Annotated in this window: 3 protein-coding genes; all 3 read right to left on the reverse strand. The window is 72.9% G+C overall.

The window, feature by feature from the left end:
• Positions 1–200: 200 nt before the first annotated feature.
• On the reverse strand, positions 201–878 hold the full coding sequence (locus VFM98_RS19375) for an aldolase (protein ID WP_325111532.1): 678 nt from the start codon (positions 876–878) through the stop codon (positions 201–203).
• A 55-nt stretch (positions 879–933) separates the two neighbouring features.
• The gene (locus VFM98_RS19380; protein WP_325111533.1) at positions 934–3,177 is read right to left on the reverse strand and encodes a hybrid sensor histidine kinase/response regulator; all 2,244 of its coding nucleotides are present in this window, start codon (positions 3,175–3,177) and stop codon (positions 934–936) included.
• A partial coding sequence (locus VFM98_RS19385; RefSeq protein WP_325111534.1) for a GNAT family N-acetyltransferase occupies positions 3,174–3,512 on the reverse strand: 339 nt, incomplete at its 5' end. The genes VFM98_RS19380 and VFM98_RS19385, both read right to left, overlap by 4 nt.

Here is a 3,512-nt window from a genome sequence, read left to right on the forward strand (position 1 = left end):
GGGGCTTTGGGAAGGTCATGGGCGCCGTTCGGAGGGCGCGTGGGAAGTGTAGGCAGGCCGGCCGTGCCGGGCCGATGAACGAAGGTGCCGAAGCCGATCCCACCAAGGGGACCGAGATGTAATCGGCTGTGACGATACAGAATCCGGAATCAGTTGCACTTGTGAAGAGGTGTGCAACAGCTTCCCTTGGGAAGGCGGAATCACCAGCGCGCGCCGAAGGCCCTCCGCAGCTCGTCGAGCGCGGCCTCTCCCAGCGGCTGCGGCCGGCTCGGTGCCTGCAGCCACAGCTTCGCGGTTTCCTCCAGTTCCTCCAGCACCGCCATCGCCTGCGCCGGCGTGTCGTGCCACACGTTGGGCCCCAGCCGCGTGAGCATCACTGCGCGGATCGGCGTGCCCTGGCCGGCGTAGCGCGCGATCAGCGCAGCGACTGCCTCGGCCGCTTCGGGCGCACCGGGGCGGTGGTAGGGCACGACCGGGACGTGTCCAACTTTCATCACGAAATAAGGCGTGATCGGCGGCAGCAGTTCGCCTTGCGGATCGTCCAGCGTGAGGGCGACGCAGTGCGTGCTGTGGGTGTGGATCACGCAGCGCGGCGCCGCCACGCCGAGCGCGGCATGGGCGCCGTAGATGCGCCGGTGCAGCGCCAGCGTCTTGCTGGCCGGGGCGCCGGACAGCTGCTGCCCTTGCGCATCGACGCGGGCCAGCGCATCGGGCTCGAGAACCCCGAGGCAGGCGTCGGTGGGCGTGATCAGGAAGCCGTCGTCGAGGCGCACGCTGATGTTGCCGGCGGTGGCATGCACGTAGCCGCGCTCGAACAGGCTGCGGCCGACGCGGCAGACCTCCTCGCGCAGCCGGGATTCGGTGAGGGCTCCGGTCAAGGCGATCCTTTTCTTCTTTCAATGGGCGGCGCGAAGCCGTGGCCCCGGTGCGTCTTCATGGGGCTCTCCGGTCGGTAGTGTCCCGCAGGCCCTGCCGGATCGCCTGGAGCAGCGCCTCCGGTGCCGCGGGCTTGACCAGGTGCCGGCCGAAGCCGGCCGCGCGCGCACGGGCGGCATCCGCCGCGGTGCCGTACCCGGTCAACGCCACAAGATAGCAGTTCGCGCCGTTCGGATGCGCCTTCAGCTGCGCGGCCAGCTCGTAGCCGTTCATGCCGGGCAGGCCGATGTCCAGCACGGCGACGTCGGGCTTGAAGCGGTCCAGCATGCTCAGGGCCACCCCGGGGTCGTAGGCGACCTGCACCTCCAGGCCGGAGAGTTCCAGCACCGCGGCGGCCGTCTCCGCCGCGTCCTGGTTGTCGTCCACCAGCAGCACGCGGGCGTCGACGGCGGGCGGCGGCGCGACGCTGCCGGCCTCTTCGGCCTGCGGCGGCGGCGCCGCCAGCGGCAGGCGCACGACCAGGGTGCTGCCGCGGCCTTCGCCGTCGCTCGACGCGCTGACGCTGCCGCCGTGCATCTCGATGAGGCTGCGCACGATGGCCAGCCCGAGGCCCAGGCCGCCGAGCGAGCGGTCCGTACCCTGGGGCGCCTGGTAGAACAGGTCGAACACGTGTTCCAGCACCTCGCTTGGCATGCCGACGCCGTCGTCACGCACCGTGATCTCGGCCAGTCCGCCGGCGCGCGCCAGGGCCAGCGAGATGTGGCCTTCGGGGCCGGTGAACTTGATCGCGTTGCCCAACAGGTTGTTCAGGACCTGCGCGAGCCGCACTTCGTCCGCCTCGACCCAGAGCGTTTCGGCGTCCTCCGCCACCTGCACCTCGAGGCGGCGCAGCCCGAGGACCGGCTGCGCCGCCTCCGCCGCGTGCCGCACCGCGGGTGCGAGCTGCAGCGGCTGCAGGCGGAACTCCAGCCGCTTGCCGGCGATGCGCGAAACGTCCAGCAGGTCGTCGACCAGCCGCTGCATGTGCGCCACCTGGCGCTCCATCACCTCGCGCTCGCGCCGGGTGGAGGGATCCCCCTTGCGCGCCATCAGGTGCAGCGCGGTCGCCATCGGGGCCAGCGGGTTGCGCAGCTCGTGCCCCAGCATGGCAAGGAATTCGTCCTTGCTGCGGCCGGCCTCCTCCGCGCGCTGCAGCGCCTCGGTGGCGCGGGCGAGCAGGGTCTCGCGTTCGGCCTCGGCGGCGCGCCGCTCGCGCGCGGCGCGGTCGCGGTCGGCCGAGGCGTGCGCCAGCGCGGCGCCCACCTGCTGCAGCTCCGCGACGTCCAGCCGCGGCAGGCGCACCGGCTCGCCGCGCCCCAGCGCGCCGGCGGCCGCCTTCAGGGCGTCGATCGGCTCGGTGACGTCGCGGGCGAAGTACCAGGCGAGGAAGGCCGCCAGGCCCAGCGAAGCGAGCAGCCCCGCGGCCACCGCGCCGAGCACGCCGGCGAGGCCCTTGTTCGCGTCCTCGGCCGAGATGCCGGTGGCGACCACCCAGCCCCAGGTCGGCAGCCGCGCGTAGCCCGTGTGGGCGGACGTGCCTTCCAGCGTGGTGGTGGTGCCCGTGCCTTCCCGCTCGCCGCGCTCCAGCATCGCCTGCAGCGAGGGGGCCGGGCGCTGGCTGGGATGGGGCCGCGAGCGGGCCACGCGCTGCAGGGTGGGATCGAACACCGAGACGACGGAGTGCGAGGGCACCTGCTGCCGCAGCAGCGTGGCGCGGATCTGCTCGGTGGGGATCACCGCCGTCAGCACGTAGCGCAGTTGTCCGTCGCGCTCCACCGGCAGCCGCACGGCGAAGGCGGGCACGCCGCGCGGGCCGCGCACCACGTTGCCGACCACCGGGCGGCGGGTGGTGATCGCGCGCTGCATGCTGGCCGGGTCCACCGGATCGCCCTGGGCGGCATCCGGCGCGGCGCTCGAGCTCAGGAGGATGCGCCCGCTGCCGTCGGCCAGGATGACGGCGCGCCAGCCCTGGCGCTCCGCCACCCGGCCCGCCAGCGCATGGAAGTCGCGCATCCGCGCGGGCGCGAGTTCGTCCGACAGCGCCAGGCTTTGCAGCACGCTCAAGGTGGCCGCCAGCTCCGCGTCCACGGCGGTGGCCAGGGCCCGCGAGACGGCCAGTGCGGTCTCGCGCGTGTCGCGCCCGCGTTCGGCGCTGACGTAACCGAGGACGGCGGCCGAGACGATGGCCAGCGGCAGCAGGCCGCTCGCGGCCAGCAGGAACAGCCGGAAGCGCAGCGACCGGCCCGGCGCCGGCTTGTTCATTTTTGCCGGATCACGTAGCGGACGAAGCCGTCCGCGAGGGTGAAGCGGTCATAGAGCCGGCGCGCCGGCAGGTTGTCGGCGCGGGTCATCCAGTACAGGCGGGCCCAGCCTTCGGCGCGCATGGCATTGCGCAGCCACTCGATCAGGGCGGTGCCCAGGCCGTGGCCGCGTGCGGCGGGCGTGACGTACAGGTCCTCCAGGTAGCAGACCGGTTGCGTCTCCCAGGTGTTCTCGTGCACCACGCAGTTGGCGAAGCCGTACACCTGGCCGTCCACTTCGGCCACGATGCACATGACGGCGGAATCCGGATCCAGGATGCGCTTCCAGGTCCGGCG

The organism is Ramlibacter sp. (genome assembly GCF_035706265.1).
In the GTDB taxonomy this organism is placed as follows: domain Bacteria; phylum Pseudomonadota; class Gammaproteobacteria; order Burkholderiales; family Burkholderiaceae_C; genus Ramlibacter.

What these genes read in the sequence shown, in the direction of transcription:
- VFM98_RS19380 (WP_325111533.1), bottom strand. Translation starts at nt 3,177, where the DNA reads ATGAACAAGCCGGCGCCGGGCCGGTCGCTGCGCTTCCGGCTGTTCCTG.